The organism is Acinetobacter nosocomialis NIPH 2119 (genome assembly GCF_000368085.1).
Lineage (GTDB): Bacteria > Pseudomonadota > Gammaproteobacteria > Pseudomonadales > Moraxellaceae > Acinetobacter > Acinetobacter nosocomialis.
Genome location: NZ_KB849239.1, coordinates 904550 through 924794, shown reverse-complemented (window position 1 = coordinate 924794; position 20245 = coordinate 904550). Strand labels below are relative to the sequence as shown.

Here is a 20245-nt window from a genome sequence, read left to right as displayed (position 1 = left end):
AAATTAAGCTGGTTCTGCCGTATGGTGATCTTCAAAAACTTCAAGTTTTAGACCAACTGCCTTGCCATCTTCTTTCTTCACTGATACCGCCACATTACCACCATGATCTGCAAGTTCACCAAACAGAATCATTTCAGCTAATGGTTTCTTCAAGTGTTCTTGAATGAGACGTTGCATTGGGCGAGCACCCATTAAACGGTCATAACCATTGGTTGCTAACCAGTCACGCGCACTTTGATCTACATCTAGAACTACACGTTTTTCATCTAACTGTGCTTGTAATTCTGTTAAGAATTTATCAACTACAGATTCAATCACTGTGGTTGGTAAAGCTTTAAACTGAATAACACTGTCTAGACGGTTACGGAACTCTGGAGAGAATGCACGCTTCATAGCTTCTTGGTTATCCGAGCTATGGTCTTGCTCAGTAAATCCAATGCTTGCACGAGAAATGCTTTCTGCACCAATGTTTGTCGTCAATACAATAATGACATTTCTGAAGTCTGACTTACGACCATTATTGTCAGTTAACGCACCATGGTCCATGATTTGCAACAACAGGTTAAACACATCTGGATGTGCTTTCTCAATTTCATCGAGCAATAAAACACAATGCGGATTTTTATGAATCGCATCTGTGAGCAAACCACCTTGGTCATAACCAACATAGCCTGGAGGAGCACCAATTAAGCGTGAAACAGCATGACGTTCCATATATTCAGACATATCGAAACGGACAAGCTCTACACCTAAAAGTTTTGCTAATTGCTTAGTGACTTCCGTTTTACCAACACCCGTTGGACCAGCAAAGACGAAGCTACCAACAGGCTTGTCTGGTGATTTCAAACCAGCACGTGATAACTTGATTGCAGAAGCCAATGCAGTAATTGCCTCATCTTGACCAAATACAACACGTTTTAGGTCACGCTCAAGATTTTCAAGTACTGATTTATCATCTTTAGACACTGTCTTAGGCGGAATACGCGCAATTTTAGAAACGATGTCTTCGATATTTTCTACAGTAATTAAGCTGTCTTCACTTTCTGCTTTTAAGCGGCGTTGTGCACCTGCTTCATCAATGACATCAATCGCTTTATCCGGCAAGAAACGATCATTAATAAATTTCGCAGAAAGCTCAACCGCAGAAACTAAAGCTTTGTCGTCATACTGTACGTGGTGGAAATCCTCAAACTTCGTTTTCAAGCCACGTAAAATATCAATAGTTTCAGAAATGCTTGGTTCATTTACGTCAATTTTTTGGAAACGACGAGATAACGCATGATCCTTTTCAAATACCTGACGATATTCTTGGAAAGTCGTTGAACCGATACAACGTAAAGTACCATTTGCCAATGCTGGTTTAATAAGATTCGATGCATCCATTGTGCTGCCCATACTTGAGCCTGCACCAATGATCATATGAATTTCATCAATGAATAAAATCGCATTTGGATTTTTCTTCAAAGCATTTAACAGTTGTTTTAAACGTTTTTCAAAGTCACCACGGTATTTTGTACCAGCAACCAATGCGCCTATATCTAGGCTATAAATCTCTGCGTTGCTAAGTGGTTTTGGTGCTTTACCATTTACAATGAGCCATGCAAGGCCTTCTGCAATTGAAGTTTTACCTACCCCTGGATCACCGACTAGTAATGGGTTGTTTTTGCGTCGGCGGCAAAGAATTTGTGCTGTACGCTCAATTTCTTTTTCACGACCAATGAGTGGGTCAGTTTTACCCTTTTGCGCTTCAACATTTAAATTAAGCGTATAAAGTTCTAATGGCCCAGCATTGCCTGAGTTGCTTTCACCCTCAATGTCTTCAACTTCTTCTTCAACCTGCACTTCGTCTTTACGTGTCCCATGAGACAAATATTGAGTCAAAGTAAGTCGATTAATTTGATGACGTTTAAGTAAATAAACAGCAAAAGAATCACGCTCTGAGTACATTGCGACCAAAACATCCGCACCTTCAACAGTACGATCACCACCACTTGATTGTACATGGAAAATTGCACGTTGCAAAATGCGGTCAAAACTTTCTGTTGGATGTGGAGCTTGCTCGCTATTTTCGCCAAGCTTAGGAGTATGTTGTTCTACATATTCTTCTAATTCTTTACGTAAAGAAACAATATCAGCGCCGCATGCTTTTAATGCATTCACAGCCGAATCGTTATCGAGTAAGGCTAATAGTAAGTGTTCAACTGTAAGAAACTCATGTCTCTTTTGACGAGCCATGCTAACAGCCAAACGTAATGATACTTCTAATTGACGACTGAGCATGTGACCCCCTTATGCTTTAGGCTCAATCTGGCAAAGTAATGGATGACCTTGCGATCGAGCGTAATTATTAACAAGGTTTGCCTTGGTTTCCGCGATGTCTCTTGGATATACCCCGGCAGTACCTTTACCTTCATAGTGTACTGTTAGCATTACTTGAGTTGCTTGGTCAAGATTCATTGCAAAGTATTGTTGTAAAATTTCAATTACAAAGTCCATTGGCGTGTAATCGTCGTTCAATAATACTACCGCATATAAAGGAGGACGCTTGAGTTCGGGAGGTGCTGTTTGAACAACAACCTCTCCGTCATGATCTTCGTTTTGCGAATCACTTAAGCGTGGATTGAAGTGCCAATCGACATAGCCAGACTGCTGAAAAGAAGCCTTAATATCTTTTAAATTTGTTTGACGCTTATTTGTTCGCATATGATGTTACTATTGTGAATTTGCTTCAGCTTGAGGAATTTCTGCAACAAAAGCAGAAGGTGTTTCGACAGGTTTACCGCGCTGCCAACTAAAACGTTTAATCACTGGTGTTTCAGAACCACCTATTAAACGTACTTCAATATACTGAGGTGTGAAGCCCTTAGGCATTGTCCATCGGCCAGTCAAACGCTCAAAATCAGTGAAGTTAAAGTTCTTATCTTCAAGTGGCACAACCAAGACTTCAGTATCTTTAATCAGTCTTATTTCAACTGAACCTGAAGCACGGCGTTTATTTGGACTCACCTGCACCAAATCAAGCTGATATTCATAAGCGTTTTCTGGTAACGGTTTAATTGCCAAATCCTGAATGGTTAAGCTTAATCCACCACGTTGTCTTAAAATTTCACGGTAGATATTACTCATACCTTCTTGTTGCGTTTTATCAGCATTGGCTTGATTAAGTGCTGTAAACAAGTCATTTGCATTTGTAACAGCAACATCACGCTCTTGCACAGCAGCATTCAGGCTTTTGTTAACTGCATCTAACGCTGTTTTTTGTTTTTGCACTACTTCAACCAATTGCTCTGCATCTGCATCGTAACCTACAACAGTTAAACCTTGACGGTGCCCAATTGTATAGCCGAGCGCAAAACAACCACTCATTAAAATAGCAGCACCAATAAACAAAGGCTTATTGGTGTTTAAAAATTTTTTCTTTTGCAACGAACTTTCTACAGAAGTCGTCTGTTCCGAGTTTTGCATCGTCATCTCAGTGTTTAAGATCAGAGTCAAGACACACATTTAAATCGAAATTTAAATGTGTGTGAAGCAAAAAAGAGTTTTTTATGGTAATAAACCAATCCCTTGTAAGCCTTCATCTTCATTAAAGCCAAACATAAGGTTCATATTTTGTACAGCTTGTCCAGATGCTCCTTTTACAAGGTTATCTTGAGCGGCCAAAATAATGAGTTTATTTGGTTGTGGTTTATACAAAGCAATGCGTAATTCATTTGCCCCACGTACACTACGTGTTTCAGGTGAACTATTGGCAGGCATGACATCTACAAATTTTTCATTTGCATAGAAGTTTTCATACAAAGCTTGTATATCTGTTTGTTTCCCTGCCTCTGTCAAGTCCACATAAATTGTACTCAACATACCGCGAATCATCGGTACTAAGTGTGGAACAAACAAAAGACCTTCAAAAACATCTTTTTCGCCTGCAATATTTTCCAAAGCTTCTACAATCTCAGGATGATGGCGATGTCCCGCAACACCATAAGCTTTAAAGTTATCCGCATTTTCACTGTAAATCATGCCCAAACTTGCTTTACGACCAGCACCAGAAACACCAGATTTTGCATCAATAATAATATTCTTTGTTTCAATTAATGCTTGTGCTGATTTTAAAAGTGGAGCCAAGCCCAGTTGAACAGTAGTTGGGTAACAACCCGGATTACCAATGACTTGAGCTTGCTTAATTTTTTCACGATTTAACTCGGTTAAACCATAAACAGAATCTTTTAGCACGTCTGGGCACGCATGTTCCATACCATACCATTTTTCAAACTGTTCAAGATTTTGTAAACGAAAGTCTGCTGCCAAATCAATAACTTTAGTTCCAGCTTCGATCAAATCTTTTGCGTGCTGCATTGCAACACCATGTGGAGTTGCAAAAAATACAACATCACATTCTTTTAATGCATCAATATTTAAATCTGAAAATTGAAGATCTGTATGTCCACGTAAGTTTGGGAACATATCAGCAACTGGTTTGCCTGCTTCTGTACGTGAAGTAAGAACTCGAACCTGCGCTTTTGGATGTCGTAATAAAATACGTAATAGTTCAACGCCTGTATAACCAGTTCCACCAACAATTCCGACAGAAATCACGTGCATTACCTCAAATATTGAATCTATACTTGCGGTAGTATGACAGGATGTCCAGGCTTACAAAACCATTTCATGCTTGGTAATTTTAATTTTTTTATTTTTTAGCGTTAATTACATAGCACTTGCTGGTCTGTCAGAACCAAACAAATATCAGTAAATAAATACCAGATTCATTTGTGGAGAGCTAGCATGCTTAATCAATCAAAACAAACAAAGTTGTGCACTTATCTCGGCCTTAGTACTTTAATTTTAAGCGCAGCCCTTGTTGGATGTGGTGGTGGCAGTAGTAGTGGAGGTTCATCTAGCACTCCGACACCAACTGTGCCAACTCCTGAAGTCACGACAGATTTTACACTTAAAACCCCTGTCGAAATGCGCAATGTGCAACTCAAAGTCTATGACAATACCGACAATAGTATTTTGATTGATACCCAAGTTGCCAGTTTAACAAATTATAATATTAAACTTCCAAGTACCAAGTTGAATCGGCTTTATCGAGTAGAAGTCACAACTCAAGCCTCATCTCAGGTATTTGATCCAATTAATTCTAAATATGAGAACATTTCTGGCGTCTATCACGCTTTTATTACTCCAAGTTCAATAAGCAATAAAACGCAGCCGATTAGCCCAAGTTCAGAGGCGATTTATCAGCGTGCCGTAATTCGTTCAGGCCAACTTCCACAAGAAACGATAGACCCGACCCGTATTGAACAATCACATGTTGATTTGGCTTCTCAAGATGTTTACACCGCTCTTATTAGTGCGTTTAAAGATGCTGCCATTCCAAGCTTAAGCCCAGCTAGCCCGCTGACTGTACTAAATTTATTACAGTATTCAACTAAACAGCCTAGTACTTATGTAGATAGCTATCTGAGTTTTGGATATTTACAATATTGGAATACGATTCATGGTAGTACCAATGCATATCAAGAACTTACAAATAGTCTTGCCACCGATTTAAAAGATGGATATTTAGACGGCAAAAAGCTTAATGGTGACAATACAACCATGACACCTATTTTTAGTCCATCGCCAGATAATATTGACCCTGTAAAAAATACGCTTTTGGACATAGCAGCCAATCAAAAAGCGACTCGCGATTATTTTGCTACCAATTTAAAAGCTGCCACATTGCAACTAGCAGATGCACAAAGTCAGTCCAGTTTAGATCAAACAGGATATGTTCTTTTGCAGAAAAAACTCTATTCTGGAGTTGTGCCCTCTGGAAATACAACTGACTTTTTCCGTATAGATGGTGCTGGTGACTACCGACGTGCCGTAGGATTTAGTGGTATTACCACAAGTTGTAATGGTTCGGCTTATCCATGTAAACAAGGCTTAACTAGCATCAATATATCTGACCCTAAACTGCCTGCTACGGACTATTTAGTTGGTCACTATGAAAACAGCGCATCGGGTTGCCAACTTAATTTCCGTGCTAATGGCCAAATTGAGTTAATTCAAGGTTCACTAAGTTATCGCTCAGCCTTAAGCGCAGATAGTACAGATAATTTACTGCAAACTGACGCTGCAAGTTATAGCTACTTACTTAACTCAAGTTCATCCGAACCTAACAATTCAACACAGCAATATAATTTTATACAGCTACATATTAAAGCGAATAAGATTGTCAGTGCTCAAGCTGGTCTTGATAGCCGTAAGGCACCAGATGTCTTACAAACAACACAATTAGAATGTAGCTTTAGCTAAGCTGTCACATACCACCACGCAGGCAATGGGTTACCTTTTAATTGTCTGCGATGCTGCATATAGTTTGGGTCGAACTTTGCAACTTCGGCCCAAAATGCAGGACTATGGTCGAAGTGTTTGGTGTGAGCTAATTCATGAATGCAAACATAACGAGTAATTTGAGCAGGCATAAGAACCAGACCTGCATGCAGCATAATATTATGTTGACTACTGCAACTGCCCCAACGAGTTTTAGGACGTCGGATAGCACACTCTGCATAACTCAACCGAGTTTTTTGGCTAAGCTCTGACAAAAGTGCTGGTAACTCTTGTTTGGCATAAGCAATAACGGCGCTTTGTAAAGCTTGATAGGTTTGCTGGTCTTTAATAAATAAACGATTATTTTCCCAATCAAATTGAAAAATGCGATGTTGCTTCTGTACAACAATTTGAAAAGGCTGCTCTCTATTAAAAAAAGAAATTTCTGAAGGAATCGCAAACGAGGTAGATTGAGCGTGGTGCTGTTTATTCCATGTCTCGATCAACCATTGTTCAGACTGAGCCAAAAACTGCTGAATTTGTTTCTTACTACAAAATAGCGGGACAGTAAGTCGTATAGACGCAGGCTCAACACGTAAGCGCAATTTTCTTGCCCTTACGTGACGAACAATTTTAATTTCTGGCATTTCCACAGACATTACTGTGCAGTACGCTCTTCAATACCATTATTTGTTGCAACAATTGCAATCGTTGCTGGATTTAACGCAAAAATACCGTTAGTCACAACACCCGGAATATTGTTGATTGTCTTTTCCAAATCAATTGCATTTAAGATGTTCAAATTAAATACATCTAAAATAACGTTTCCGTTATCAGTTACCACACCTTCACGATAAACCGGATCACCACCTAAGCTAACCAATTTACGAGCTACAGCAGAGCGCGCCATTGGGATAACTTCTACTGGTAATGGGAAATCACGACCAAGTTGATCAACCCATTTTGAATCATCAACGATACATACAAACTTTTTAGCAATTGAAGCTACAATTTTTTCACGAGTTAATGCTGCGCCGCCGCCTTTGATCATATGCATGTGACGATCAATCTCATCTGCACCATCAACATAAGCATCAAGGTTACCTACATGGTTCATATCAACCACTTCGATACCTAATTTTTTAAGACGGTCTGCTGTTGCTTGAGAACTTGCTACTGCTGCTTCTAATTGTAGTTCAGGCAATAAGTCAATTAGAAAATTTACAGTACTACCGGTTCCTACTCCCAAAATGCCACCTTTGGGTAAGTGTTTTAAAGCAGCTTTCGCAGCAGCTTGTTTCTTTTCATCTTGGGTTGCATATAGGCTCATTACATCACTCAACTATTTTTTGACATTTATGCGCCAATAAACGGCGCAAATGCACAAGGGTTTGCTACAATAATTTCCTATTTTAAACTGTTATAGGGAAGATGAACATGCTGTCTCGTGTGGTACGACAAATTTTACAAGCAACGGTTTATGATGTTGCAATTGAAACACCTCTCGAAGCAGCTCCACGAATTAGTCAAAAATTAAATAATACAATTCGTTTTAAGCGTGAAGATTTACAACCGGTTTTTTCTTTTAAATTACGCGGTGCTTATAACCGTATTAGCCAATTACCGAAAGAACAGCTTGAACGCGGTGTAATTTGCGCCTCTGCTGGCAACCATGCACAAGGCGTAGCATTGTCTGGTCAACGTTTAGGAATTCCTGCAATTATTGTTATGCCAAGTACTACTCCTGATATTAAGGTTCAGGCAGTTAAGCGTTTAGGTGGGCAAGTTGTATTACATGGTGATAGCTTTGATATTGCAAATAAATACGCTCAGCAGCGTGCCGAAGCAGAAGGATTAGTTTTTATTCCTCCTTATGACGATGAATTGGTTATTGCTGGTCAAGGTACTATTGCAAATGAAATATTGCGCCAATGGCGCGATGTGGAATACGTGTTCGTTGCTGTAGGTGGTGGCGGTTTAATTGCGGGTGTAGCAGCTTACTTAGGTGAAGTTGCACCACATGTAAAAGTCATTGGTGTTGAATATGAAGAGTCTGCATGTTTAAAAGCAGCACTTGAAGCCAATGAACGTGTAATCTTGCCACATGTAGGTTTATTTGCAGATGGTACTGCTGTTGCACAAATTGGTGCTTTACCATTTGATATTGTTCGTCTTCGTAAATCAGATAACTCTGGCCCAATTGTTGATCCAGACATTGTTACTGTTAATACAGATGAAATCTGTGCCGCAATTAAAGATACTTTTGATGAAAACCGTAGCATTGTTGAACCATCAGGTGCAATGGCCCTAGCTGGTATCAAAAAATATGTAGCGGAGCATAAAATTAGCGGTAAAAACATGGTATCGATTGTTTGCGGTGCCAACATGAACTTTGACCGCTTACGTTACATTGCAGAGCGTACTGAGCTCGGTGAACAACGTGAAGCAATTTACGCAGTGACACTTTCTGAAGAAAAAGGCGCATTCTTAGGTTTCTGCCGTGCTCTACAGGGCCGTAATATTACCGAGTTTAACTACCGTGCAAATAACACAGAAGAAGCACAAGTTTTTGTGGGTATTAGCTTAAAAGGTGGTGACGCTGAACGTCATGAAATTTTAGAACAACTTAAACAGCAAAATTATGTTGTAGATGATTTATCTGATGATGAAGTTGCTAAATTGCATATTCGTTATTTAATTGGCGGTCATGCTAATCTAGATGATGAAAGATTGTTCCGTGTTGAATTCCCTGAACGTCCGGGTGCATTACTCACCTTCTTAACTCGTTTAGGTCCAACCCACAATATTACACTGTTCCATTACCGTAACCATGGTGCTGCAGAAGGCCGTGTATTGGTTGGCTTACAAGCAACAGATGCCAAACAAAATCCAGATGGTTTAATTGAAACCCTAGAACAAATTAGCTATCCATACGCAGAAATTACTGACAATGTGGGCTATAAACGTTTCTTGAAATAATCTTTGTTTTATAAAAAAGCTGACAAATTTGTCGGCTTTTTTATTATTTGAGCCCAATATTTTCTATATTTACATTGCTTCTCTTTATCTCAAAGAAAATATCATTAAAAATAAAGCCCTAATTAAGTATAAAAGGTTATTTATGGCACAGTTCGCGGTCATCGGCTTGGGAAGTTTTGGAGCAACAGTTGCTCAAGAACTCACAAAATTAAATCATGATGTTATTGGCATTGATACAGTCAAAAAGAATGTTGAAAATCTTGCCGATGTTTTAACTCATGCTGTCATTGCTGATGCTACTGATGAACATGTACTGGATGAATTAAACATTCAAAATTGTGATGCGGTTGTTGTTGCAATTGGTGAAGATATTGAGGCCAGTATTTTATGTGTGCTGAACTTAAAAAATCTTGGTATTGATAAAATTTGGGTAAAAGCAAAGACAAAGGCCCATCACACAATTTTGTCTCACCTCAATATCAATAAAATCATTCATCCTGAAGAAGACATGGGTGTACGTGTTGCGCAAGCACTTAATTATCCAATGGTAAGTCGTTACATGTCTTTAGATGATGATCACTATATTGTGAAAATCGATATTCCCGAGAAATTAAATGGCATTAATTTGTATGGGATTATGCAACAAGCACCGCAAGTTAAAACTTTACTTGTAAAACGACAGCAGCAAATTTTATTTGAAACTGAAGAGACTTTTACCCTACAAACGCATGATATTCTTATTTTAGAAGGTCATTTACAGCAACTTAAAAAGCTCTCTAATTGTTTCCTATAAGAACGAACCTAAAAATATGTCTCTTAAGCCTAAACCACATAAGACATTAAACCTAAGCCCACCTTCTCTTTTAGCGCTGGGTTTTCTAGGCTTTATTGTCTTTGGCACATTATTACTTAAACTTCCCATTGCCAATAACGGACATGTCAGCTGGATGGATGCACTATTTACAGCAACTTCGGCAGTCACGATTACAGGTTTATCCGTTCTAAATATTCATGAATCTTTTACACTCTTTGGGCAAGTCATTATTTTATTGTTGATTCAGTCAGGTGGTTTAGGCTTCATGACTTTTGCTATTTTGGCCGCACTAAGCCTTTCGCCTAAAATTGGCCTTAAGCAGCAAATGATGGCTCAGGACAGCCTAGGTCAAACGAGCCTATCAAAAGTGACCTTCGTAGCGAAAGGAGTAGTGACTTATACTCTCCTATTTGAACTGATCGGCATAGTCATTCTCACCTGTGCATTTACACCCGCTTTTGGCTTCGCTCGTGGTTTGTATTATGCAATTTTTTATAGTATCTCTTCGTTTAATAATGCCGGTTTTTCATTATTTAATAATAGTTTAATAGGTTTTCAAAACAACTACGTGATCTGCCTTACGGTAAGTTTGCTTTATACAATAGGTGGACTTGGCTTTTTAGTTCTCATGGATATTAAACAAAATAAAAAATGGAAAAAACTTAGCCCAAATAGCAAACTGATCTTAACGACTATTGCCATTATTAATTTAGTGGCCTTTATTTTAATTTGGGCAATGGAAGCACAAAATCCTCATACGCTAGGAATGCTAAGCGTAGGTGATCAAGCTTTACATGCTTGGTTCCAAGCGACTGTTCCAAGATCTTCAGGGTTTAACACCATTGACACAGGTGCAATGACTAATAGTAGTTCTTTGCTTATGATGCTACTTATGTTTATTGGCGGTGGTTCATTAAGTACTGCTGGCGGTATAAAAGTAGGTACTTTTGTCATATTGGTTTTAAGTGTCCTGTCCTTTTTAAGACGTACTGATGAAATCAGGGTTTTTAATCATTCTGTTTCTCACGAAACTACTTATAAGGCCTTGGCTGTTACTGCGATTACCAGCATTCTTATATTTATTGGGTTCTTTATACTTTTGCTTTTAGAACCAAAAGCCGACTTTATGAACTTACTATTTGAAGTCGTTTCAGCCGCCTGTACGGTAGGCCTTTCTCGTGGTATCACGCCAGATTTACATAACGATAGCCTGTTTATATTAAGTTTACTTATGTTTGCTGGGAGACTTGGACCTTTAACACTGGCGTATTTAATTGCTACTCCTAAAAAGAGTCGTCTCAAGCATCCTCAAGCCAACATTCAAATTGGTTAATAAAAAAGCCGCTGTTAAAGCGGCATTTTTATGGGTTCGAACTTAGTACCAGTTCATGAGTGAAACACCCAAACCTGCATAAGTTGCACGGTGGTTATAGTCAATTAAGCTTTCACCATATCCATTAAATAGCTGGAAGTGACCACGTAACTTACCACTAATTGGGAATGCCCAGTCAAACTGAACAGCTCCATGAGAGTCATCTCCACCTTTTAAAGAGTGACGTAACATTAGGGAGAAGTCGTTATCTTTCCACTTATAAAAAGCGGTCAAATCGCCTCGTCCAATATAATCCTCAATATCGGGGTTGTTATCATCTTTGGCAGCTTCATTAATACGTATCCAAGGACGAAGCATTACAGCAAAATTGCCACGCTCTAAGCCGACATTAAAGATAACACGGTTCCAACTACGAGATAACGGATCTGAACGACCATTCGATTGGTGATTTAAAGTGACACCAAGCAAGCGACCATCTAAACCGAGTAACTCATAGTTTGTTCTAAACATTAAGCTAGCTTCAGGCTCATAGTTTGTTTCACGGAAAGGCCGAGATTCTTTAGAGTTAAAGGTCTGCCAACGTGAAGATTGGGTATAACCTACCCACAAATCACCATTGTTACCAAAAATATTTTCCCAAGCTTTAGTTTTCAAAGAAATTTGAAATTTAGTTTCGGTAGATTTCAAATCTTGAGCTTCTTTAACTGTGTTATTGGGATTTGGGCTAGTTGGAAATTCATTTTTATCGCTGGTCCAAAATACAGGTAGCAAATAGACAGGCTGATAAGCACGAATGTTCCAAACACCAAGTTTACTTTTTTCAGATAACTCCCAACGTTGGTCTAATAAAGAAGTAGTAGGTTCAATTTTCGGAGCCTTCCCTATTACTTTAATATTACTAACCGTATCTACAACCTTCTCTTTAAATGTTTCAGGCTGAACAGCAGGTTTATCAATTTTTTTAACAGGCTCTGGTACTGCGGCAGCTTGAACAGCGGGTAAAGCTGAGGGCTTAAATACAGAGTCATAACAAGCTAGGCGATCAGCATTTGAAGCGAGGGCAACACATGCATCTACGGTCGCAGGTTTTACAGGGGCTAAGGTGTCAGCATATGCCACCGACGCACATAAACAGCTAAGCAGGGTCCCCATACTTAGCTGTAAAGATGTGCGTTCAAATTGTCTGAACGCCATGTTCATCTCCAATTTTTATTTTAATTAACTTGTTTAATCGTAAAGCCCAGTTGTTGCAATTCATCACGTTTTGCAAAAGGTGCAACCACAGCTTTTACAGGTGTTTGTTCAATTAAATATTGACGTGCAACACGTTGTAAATCATCTAAAGTTACATGCAATAATCTTTCACGTAAGGTACGACGGAAAGTTGGAGTTCTTGCATGTAACAGTGCATAACACGCTGTAATTGCCTCACCTGCTGGTGAACCAGGTTTATCCATACTCGCCACCAAACCAAGAATTGCTTCTTCAAGCTGATGAGGTTGTTGCTCTGTATTTAACAACCATTGCACACTCGCTTCAAAGTCTTTAAACGTGTCAGCTAAACGAGGATCACGGTAACTAAAGAAACGGAATGAACATGCATTTCCATCATAGCTAGCACCACCACCATAAGCACCACCTTTTTCACGGATAGCGCTGTGCAAGAAGCCATTACGCAAGTAGGCTGCCAATACCATTAAAGGTGCCGCATCCGGATGAGACACTTCAACTGCTTGATATGCAGAGGCACAGAACTGAACATTGGTTTGAATTAACCAAGCTTCATGTTCATTATCATTTTCTTGCTCGACTTGGGTTAACTCAGCCGCTGCTGTATCAACGTTTAATTTATCCCAAACGTTTTGAATTTCTTCAACTAAACGCTCTGACTGATGCTCTTCACATACAAGCAAGAACTGTTTAGGCGCTTGCAATAGTTTGGTATGGATATGCTTCAATTCAGCAATCAGGGCATCATAAGCAGCATCGTCTTGAGTAATGTTAGTAACAAGCTCGCCTAACCAGTTCAACGCACCTAAACCTGTGTTTTGATAGTCACGTTGAGCCAATGCACTCATATTACGAGAAGCGATCTGCATCGCGTAGCTATGACCAGCACCAGATAAACGAGACTGCCAGCGTGTCTTACGTTGTTGCAACAACTCAATAATTCGCTCTTTTTCATCAAAGCGGAGTTGTTCAAATGCTAATTTCAATAAATGAATTGCATCAAACTTCTGCGTTAGAGATTTAGTCGTTAATGTTAACCAAGCGCTAATTTTGTCTTTATCGTCAACTTTGCTACGCAACGAAGCACCCATTCCCAAACCACCACTTACAGCTGTTTGTAAGTTTTGTAGTTCAAGATAATCATACTCACCTGCACCAACTTCACCCATTAAGATAGAGAGCAAATTAAAGTATGGCGATTTAACAACATCATCAGGAATCTGAATGAGAACTTGTTGATAGTAAATACCATTCGTTCCTGCATGATACAAATTCAACGGCGTATCCATTCGATTACAGATAATTTCGCGCAATTGACCTTGTACAATATGCAAGTCAGCTGGAACGTCTTCTAGGCCTACTTTTGGTAATAGCTCAAGATTATCTGGCGTATCTTGACGTTCTTGTAACGCTTTGGTTTTAGCAACGATCTCTGCTTTGTCTTCTTCAGTGAGCTTTTCACCAATCGCAGCTAAACGTGCTTTTTCAGCTTCTTGCTCTTTCGCTGACTTAGTTGCATCAGGTACTAAAGTCATTTGTACGCGGTGCGGATTATCTAACAAATGTGTTTGAATTAAATTAGATAACCACATTGGGTCTTGAAGTTCTTCTTTAACCTGAGCAATAGCACTGTCAACATCCCAAATTTGAATCGGGTCGTTATGGTGAATAGCACCACTTAAACCATTTAAGATCAGGCTTAAGCCATATGGTGTGCCATCACCATTAATTTCACGTTGATGCAATTCGATTTGATGCAAAATTGCATCAACTAACGATGAGTCAATTGGTTTTGCAGCCACTTCACGTAAAACATTTAAGACACCATCTCTAAAGCTTTGTGCATGCTCTGGATTTGAACCTTGAACGCCGCAATAGAATGTCATTTCAAAATTACTGTCGTCTACTCCCATTAAAGGACCAGTCGACTGAGCATAACCACAAGTTTCTAAATAATGACGTAGTGGTGAAGCAGAGTTTTCTAGTAAAACACCTTCGACCAAACGCATACCTAGACGTAGTTTGATATCACTTGCTTGTGGTAACAACCAAGACAACACATGGTAAGTTTTGTCTTTTAACTCATCACCATCAACAGCATAGGTTTCAGTGACTTCAACAGGAGCTGTTAAACGTTTTTCTGGTTTTGAATATAAAGTTGTACCCGCAGTAAATTTATGTAGAGCTAGTTTTTCAAATTGCTCTTGTAACTCATACGCCGTTTGGTTACCGAAAGTCATAAATACCGCATTACTTGGATGGTAATGGGTTTTATAAAATTCGACTAACTGTTCATAGGTTAAGTCAGGAATGTCTTTTGGATCACCACCTGAGTTGTAGTGATATGTAGTTTCAGGGAATAGATGATGAGCTAACTGATGATAAAGCTGGTCAGACGGCGCACTCATCGCACCTTTCATTTCATTGAACACTACGCCTTTATATACAGGCTGACCGTTTTCAAGTTCAATACGGATTCCTTCTTGAGCAAAATCAAGAGGATTCAAATTTGCCGAGAAAGCTGCATCAAGATAAACAGAGAGTAAGTTTTGGAAATCTTTCTTATTTTGAGTTGCAAATGGATAGGCTGTCCAATCTGCTGCTGTAAACGCGTTCATAAATGTATTTAATGAACGGCGAATCATTAAGAAGAATGGATCACGAACAGGAAACTTTTCAGAGCCACATAAAGCAGTATGCTCTAAAATATGTGCAGTTCCTTTAGAGTCCATAGGTTGTGTTCTGAACGCAACAAGAAATACATTTTCATCATAATCAGTTGCCAAGTGATAATGCACCGCACCTGTGACTTTATGCTTATATTCAGACACTAAAATATCTAATGCTTCAACATGGTGCTGACGTAGCAACTGAAACGCAGGGTGAACAGTTTGAGAAATGGTTTCAGTGACATCTACAGTCATGTGATCTCCTAACATATCGGATAAGTGAATAAGTCTCATTATAGCCTGAGTCGGCTTGAGATTGGCGAACAAAAGCCAAGTAAAATACTATGTTTTTGTTGAGTATTAGTTTTCATGGGCATAGCTTTGATATCAAGCACATAGCCAGCTTAGTTGTATCCTACCAGAACAAAACCTTTTAATACTATCTATATGCTACACGACAAATAAAAAAGCTCACCAAGATGATGAGCTTTTTAGACTTTTTCAATTAAAAACGATAGCGAAGTGCGACTTGAGCATTTAAAGGGTCACCCATCATATTTGAATCATTTGCTCCACTATGGCCTGAAACAAAATAATCGCGATCAAACAAATTATTTAGGTTTAAGTTCACATCATAACGTTCACTTTGATAACCTAAAGCTGCATTTACAACCGCATATCCAGGTAAAACGTTTTTGTTGTCTGGCGCACTAAAGCGTGATGATTCACCACGACCACCTACAGCTGCATACCAATGATCATTAATTTGATATTTTAACCACAGGTTAGCTGTGTTGTTTGGCGTAAGCGCTGAGTGATTACCCGTAAATCCAACAGTCGACTTTTCAATCTTACCATCCATATAAGAATAGCCAGCTAGCACTGACAACTGATCAGTCAACTGACCTGTTAATGAAAGTTCAACACCTTTTGTTTTTTGCTCGCCTGCCAATAATGCTTGATTTGGATTAGCTGGATCTTGGTTTTGAATATTGGTTTGGCTCATTTCAAATAAAGCCAATGTCACGTTCAATTGATCATTCACATCCCATTTTGCACCGACTTCAACATTTTCAGTTTTTGTAGGACTTAAATCAGCACTATTTGTATATAAAACAAATGAATCAGCTAAAGGCTGGAAAGAACGGTTATATGAAGTGTAAAGTGAAAGATTGCTCAATGGCTGATAAACCAACCCGATTCGTGGAGAGTAAGTGTTATCCGTTCTATTTAATATTTGAGACTTCACTTTATTATTACGATCTTGTGATAGATTGTCGTAACGTAAACCAACTAAAACTTTCAGCTGATCTGTAACTGTCATTAAATTTTGTAAATAGATACCATAGGTTTCAAAAGTATTACTATTATTAGTTTCCGCAGCAATACTTGTATCTAATGGAGCCCAATTTTCAAGCTCAGGGTTGAATATATTGATAATTTGGCGAGCTTTGCTCCACACAAGTTCATCTTTGTGCTGCTTACTATATTCAGCACCAATTAATGTATTGTGCTTTAAAAAACCTGTATTAAATAAAGTACTCAGTTCTTGCTGAATATACACGCCATCTTCATTACGTATCCGCTTACTTTGACTTAATTGAATTTGATCAGCTGGCAATTTATTTTTTTTAGAATCTTGATGAGAAGCTACACTATATTGACGGTCTAACGAGTAGTTATAGTGGCGAACTGCACCATGATATTTGAGTTGATTATTAAACTCATGATCCAAGCTGATAGTCTGGCTTGAGATTTCAGTATCGACATCCCCAACTTCTTTACCGTTTAATGCACCATAAAAAGTTTTAGGATTTGTCTTAACTGGTTTACCTGTAATTGGATCTGTCGGGAAACCTTGATCAGCTAGACGATCATCGTGCAAGTAGTCGGCCTGAAGTAAAAGTTTGGTTTTATCAGTAATATCCCACTGTACAGATGGAGCCACCGCCTGTCGTTTTAAAAATGCCTGATCGCGATAACCATCTGAGTCTTCAACTGCACCAGTTAAACGAACTTTAACATTCTCGGCTACTTTTTCATTTACATCGACTTCTGCACGACGTTGCCCTGTAGTACTGCCAATCAGGCTCACTTCACGCAAGGATTGATCCATTGGTTTTTTATTAATTTTATTGACTAAACCTCCCGCCGAACCACGTCCATATAATACAGAAGCAGGTCCTTTTAGTACCTCAACTCGTTCAACATTCGACATATCACGAAAATACAAAGCATCATCGCGAATACCATCTACATAATTATCTGTGATTGCAGAGAAACCGCGAATCATGACCTGATCACGTTGCCCATCCCCCACACTAAAGCTCAAACCAGCAACGTTTTGCAAAGCACCTTGCATAGAAGTCACTGTCTGCTCTCTTAGAATTTGTTTCGGTACAACATTTACAATTTGAGGAACATCTTTTAATTGCATAAGTCCTTTAGTGGCACTTGATGCTTGTCCTACCTCTTGTTTTAAACTGTTTTCCTTCTCAGCTTTTACTGAAATCGTTGGAAGGTTGGTTACAGCCTGTAAGTCTGTCTCTGCAGCATATACTTGGCCTGTTATAACCCCAACTGATGAAATAAATAAAATAGAACGTTTCATGTAAGTTCGCTATGAATAATTTCAGGCGAAGTTTCAATGAAATACTATACATTTGTAAATATTATCAAGAATCATTATTAATTGATAATATTTATTAAAAAGAATATTTCGATTGCTTAGGCAAACAATAAAACTCTACTAACTGCTGAATTACCTGAATTTTATTCAATAAACTACAGCAAATGTGAGCAATGGTGTAAAATTATCAGTCTGATTTTTTATTCTGTGACAACACATATGGCAACTGTAGATCTTTTTGCAATTGGTAATGCATTAATCGACCAAGAATTTAAAGTGTCTGATGATTTTCTTAGTCAGCAAGGCTTACAAAAAGGCACCATGCAGTTGTCTGACGGTGAAACACAATCTGCCCTTTATGAAAAATTAAAGCAAACTCAAGACTACAAAGGCCAAGCAAGTGGTGGTTCTGCTGCAAATACAACTGTAGCTTTTAGTGCATTAGGTGGAACTGCTTTTTATGGTTGCCGCGTTGGCAACGATGATTTGGGTTCAATTTATCTGCAAGGTCTAAATGATGCAGGCATTCAGACTACGCCAAAGTCAATCAGTGAAGGTGTAACAGGCACCTGTATGGTACTTATTAGTCCAGATTCTGAGCGTACCATGCATACCTATTTAGGTATTACAGCTGAACTCTCTCAAGACCAAATCGATTTTGAGCCATTAAAAACAGCAAAATGGCTTTATATTGAAGGCTACCTTTCTACGAGTGAAACGGCACGTAAAGCAGTAAAACAAGCTCGAGAAATAGCTAAAGCTCACGGCGTTAAAATTGCATTATCTTTATCAGACCCTGCAATGGTTCAATACGCACGTGAAGGCTTAGAAGAGCTTATGGATGATGGTGTAGATTTATTGTTCTGTAATGAACAAGAAGCTTTAATGTATACCAATACTTCTACTATTGAGGATGCACTCACTCAATTGCGTTTTAAAAACCATACTGTTGTGATTACACAAAGTGCCAAAGGTGCTTTAGTTGCAAATTCAACCCAACATTTTCATGTACCTGGCCGTCACGTAGAAGCTGTAGATACGAATGGTGCTGGTGATGCTTTTGCTGGTGCCTTCCTCTATGCATTAAATCATCATGAAGATTTAACTGCTGCGGCGCAGTTAGCCATCTTAATTTCTAGTGAAGTTGTGTCTCAATTTGGTCCTCGTTTAGCCATTAATGACTATGCTAAACTTCTCGAAAATTTTCAGAAGGAATGTGCTTGAAATGGAAAGGATCTGTATGACGGAAGAAGTTCCTGAGCGTGAAGCTAGAGCTTTTGACACTTTACAAGGAACGACTATTTTCATTACACAGCGTGATGGCTCATTCTATGCCTATCAGAATTTATGCCCGCATTTGCAAACCGAACTTGAGTATTTAGAAAATCAATTTCTAGACCAAGACAAAGAATATATTCAATGCTCTACTCACGGTGCTTTATTTAACGTGGAAACTGGCGAATGTATTTCAGGTCCTTGTTTAGGTGATTTTTTAAATAAAGTTGAGATTAAAGTACATTCAGATGGCGGTATTTATATCGTAGACTGAGATCATCAACATTAGAGTTTCTACCATGGCTGATTTCTTTTTTAATTATTATCTTATGCCATTTCATTTAAGTGTTGTGGCTTTGATATTGCTCAGTGTGGTAGAAACTATTGGTATGTATATCGGGTTACGGCCAAGTCAACTCCTAAAAAAAATTGCACCAGACTGGCTTACTAACTCACCTATACTTAATGTTAAGTTTTCTAAAGCTCTAATTTTTGTTTTTTTACTCATTAATTTCAGTTTTGCTGGTTACTTCTTACAGCTGTCTTTCTTTGCTATACAGCATTACTTTATCACCCCGTTTTACTTAATCATCCCTGCACTGGTCATTGCAATCTTTTTTACCGTATTTATGATTCATTGTCTTGATCAAGTGATTAAACCAAAGCATACACATACCAATTACAATCTTTTAGGGCGACTAGCAACTATCTCTAGTGGTAGTGCCAGACCCGGTTTTTCAGCTCAAGCACGTGTACGTGATGAGTTCGGCCAACTACACTACGTGCAAGTTGAACCAGAATATGGCGAGCTAGAATTATATTCACAAGTCATTCTTATTAAAGTGCATAAGAGCCATTATGTTGCCAAAAAAATCTCCTTATCAAACGATCTTTTTGCACCCGATTAATTTTCCATAATTTTTGTCTTTTATCAGTTTAATAACTTTATTATTCCCTTCTATCTTTTTATTTTTTAATTAAAATTAATCCAA

General features: G+C 38.6%; 16 protein-coding genes. 7 read left to right on the top strand and 9 right to left on the bottom strand.

What is annotated here, in order from left to right; translation table 11 throughout:
• Window positions 1-3: 3 nt before the first annotated feature.
• From clpA to argC, 4 genes are all read right to left on the bottom strand, one after another.
• On the bottom strand, window positions 4-2280 hold the full coding sequence (gene clpA, locus F984_RS08415) for an ATP-dependent Clp protease ATP-binding subunit ClpA (RefSeq protein ID WP_002050677.1): 2277 nt from the start codon (window positions 2278-2280) through the stop codon (window positions 4-6).
• A 9-nt stretch (window positions 2281-2289) separates the two neighbouring features.
• Window positions 2290-2703 carry an ATP-dependent Clp protease adapter ClpS gene (gene clpS, locus F984_RS08410; protein ID WP_001260033.1) on the bottom strand — a complete coding sequence of 138 codons (414 nt, stop codon included), beginning with the start codon at window positions 2701-2703 and terminating at the stop codon, window positions 2290-2292.
• Between the two features lie 9 nt (window positions 2704-2712).
• Complete coding sequence (locus F984_RS08405; RefSeq protein WP_079377015.1) at window positions 2713-3471, bottom strand: DUF6776 family protein; 759 nt, start codon at window positions 3469-3471, stop codon at window positions 2713-2715.
• A gap of 75 nt (window positions 3472-3546) precedes the next feature.
• Window positions 3547-4602, bottom strand: a complete 1056-nt coding sequence (argC, locus tag F984_RS08400) for an N-acetyl-gamma-glutamyl-phosphate reductase (RefSeq protein WP_016805333.1) — start codon at window positions 4600-4602, stop codon at window positions 3547-3549.
• 183 nt (window positions 4603-4785) lie between these two features.
• Between argC and F984_RS08395 the strand changes: the two genes are divergently transcribed.
• A complete protein-coding gene (locus tag F984_RS08395) occupies window positions 4786-6306 on the top strand; it encodes a hypothetical protein (protein WP_004708498.1) in 1521 nt (506 codons plus the stop codon).
• Here the strand turns inward: F984_RS08395 and F984_RS08390 are convergent.
• Together F984_RS08390 and rpiA are read right to left on the bottom strand one after the other, a co-directional pair.
• Complete coding sequence (locus tag F984_RS08390) at window positions 6303-6983, bottom strand: YgjP family zinc-dependent metalloprotease (protein WP_002050669.1); 681 nt, start codon at window positions 6981-6983, stop codon at window positions 6303-6305. The two genes, F984_RS08395 and F984_RS08390, sit on opposite strands and share 4 nt — an antisense overlap.
• Complete coding sequence (rpiA, locus tag F984_RS08385; protein ID WP_004708496.1) at window positions 6983-7654, bottom strand: ribose-5-phosphate isomerase RpiA; 672 nt, start codon at window positions 7652-7654, stop codon at window positions 6983-6985. The genes F984_RS08390 and rpiA overlap by 1 nt, the downstream gene beginning before the upstream one ends.
• 101 nt (window positions 7655-7755) lie before the next feature.
• Between rpiA and ilvA the strand changes: the two genes are divergently transcribed.
• From ilvA to F984_RS08370, 3 genes are all read left to right on the top strand, one after another.
• The gene (gene ilvA, locus F984_RS08380; protein WP_170318178.1) at window positions 7756-9303 is read left to right on the top strand and encodes a threonine ammonia-lyase, biosynthetic; all 1548 of its coding nucleotides are present in this window, start codon (window positions 7756-7758) and stop codon (window positions 9301-9303) included.
• A 142-nt stretch (window positions 9304-9445) separates the two neighbouring features.
• The gene (locus F984_RS08375) at window positions 9446-10096 is read left to right on the top strand and encodes a potassium channel family protein (RefSeq protein WP_002050624.1); all 651 of its coding nucleotides are present in this window, start codon (window positions 9446-9448) and stop codon (window positions 10094-10096) included.
• A gap of 16 nt (window positions 10097-10112) precedes the next feature.
• Window positions 10113-11450 (top strand): TrkH family potassium uptake protein, encoded by a 1338-nt coding sequence (locus F984_RS08370; RefSeq protein WP_004708493.1) that lies wholly within the window; start codon window positions 10113-10115, stop codon window positions 11448-11450.
• A gap of 42 nt (window positions 11451-11492) precedes the next feature.
• Here the strand turns inward: F984_RS08370 and F984_RS08365 are convergent, their stop codons facing one another.
• The 3 genes from F984_RS08365 to F984_RS08355 all read right to left on the bottom strand — a co-directional run bounded on the left by F984_RS08365 (window position 11493) and on the right by F984_RS08355 (window position 17960).
• Window positions 11493-12644 carry a phospholipase A gene (locus F984_RS08365; protein WP_002050661.1) on the bottom strand — a complete coding sequence of 384 codons (1152 nt, stop codon included), beginning with the start codon at window positions 12642-12644 and terminating at the stop codon, window positions 11493-11495.
• A 20-nt stretch (window positions 12645-12664) separates the two neighbouring features.
• Window positions 12665-15604: an insulinase family protein gene (locus F984_RS08360; protein WP_004708492.1), complete on the bottom strand. Its 2940-nt coding sequence runs from the start codon at window positions 15602-15604 to the stop codon at window positions 12665-12667.
• Between the two features lie 250 nt (window positions 15605-15854).
• A complete protein-coding gene (locus F984_RS08355; protein WP_004708490.1) occupies window positions 15855-17960 on the bottom strand; it encodes a TonB-dependent receptor in 2106 nt (701 codons plus the stop codon).
• 237 nt (window positions 17961-18197) lie between these two features.
• Here F984_RS08355 and F984_RS08350 point away from each other — a divergent pair, with 237 nt between their 5' ends.
• The 3 genes from F984_RS08350 to F984_RS08340 are packed head-to-tail and all read left to right on the top strand — an operon-like array spanning window position 18198 to window position 20161.
• On the top strand, window positions 18198-19202 hold the full coding sequence (locus tag F984_RS08350) for an adenosine kinase (RefSeq protein WP_004708489.1): 1005 nt from the start codon (window positions 18198-18200) through the stop codon (window positions 19200-19202).
• A 16-nt stretch (window positions 19203-19218) separates the two neighbouring features.
• The gene (locus F984_RS08345; RefSeq protein ID WP_002050689.1) at window positions 19219-19527 is read left to right on the top strand and encodes a Rieske (2Fe-2S) protein; all 309 of its coding nucleotides are present in this window, start codon (window positions 19219-19221) and stop codon (window positions 19525-19527) included.
• Between the two features lie 25 nt (window positions 19528-19552).
• On the top strand, window positions 19553-20161 hold the full coding sequence (locus F984_RS08340; protein ID WP_002050666.1) for an OB-fold-containig protein: 609 nt from the start codon (window positions 19553-19555) through the stop codon (window positions 20159-20161).
• Window positions 20162-20245: the final 84 nt, after the last annotated feature.